We start from the raw sequence: 446 nt of genomic DNA, 5'->3' as shown, positions 1-446 counted from the left end.
ACCGCGAAGAGGAAACAGATCGGGATCATGAGCGCGGTAATGGTCGCTGCCCGAATGTTCCCAAGAAGCAGGAACAGCACGACGACCACCAGCAACGCGCCCTCGGAAAGGTTTCGAGCGACGGTTTGAATGGTCGAGTTGACCAGTGCGCTGCGATCCAGGACGACGACCGCTTCCACGCTCGGAGGCAGCGATTGCCGGATCTGGTCGAGGCGTTCGGCAGCGTCCTGAGCGGCAGTCCGGCTGTTGCCTCCCGCCAGCATCAAGGCAGTCCCAAGGACGGCTTCGTGGCCGTCACGGCTGCCTCCGCCGAGGCGTGGAGCTTGACCAAGTTCAACGGTGGCGACATCTGCGACGCGGACGACCAGTCCAGCGCGATTGACGACCGGCGCCTGAGCCAGGTCTTCAATCGTCGTGGCGAGAGCATCGGTCCGCACGACCAGGGC

1 protein-coding gene is annotated in these 446 nt (G+C 64.1%); it reads right to left on the bottom strand.

Annotated features, from left to right (window positions below):
- Positions 1-437 (bottom strand): efflux RND transporter permease subunit (locus I6F37_RS46440; RefSeq protein WP_225154365.1); only part of this gene is annotated, 437 nt, incomplete at its 3' end.
- Positions 438-446 lie beyond the last annotated feature (9 nt).

It is taken from the genome of Bradyrhizobium sp. NBAIM08 (genome assembly GCF_020193935.1).
Classification (GTDB): domain Bacteria; phylum Pseudomonadota; class Alphaproteobacteria; order Rhizobiales; family Xanthobacteraceae; genus Bradyrhizobium; species Bradyrhizobium yuanmingense.
This window is presented reverse-complemented; position numbering and strand designations above follow the sequence as displayed.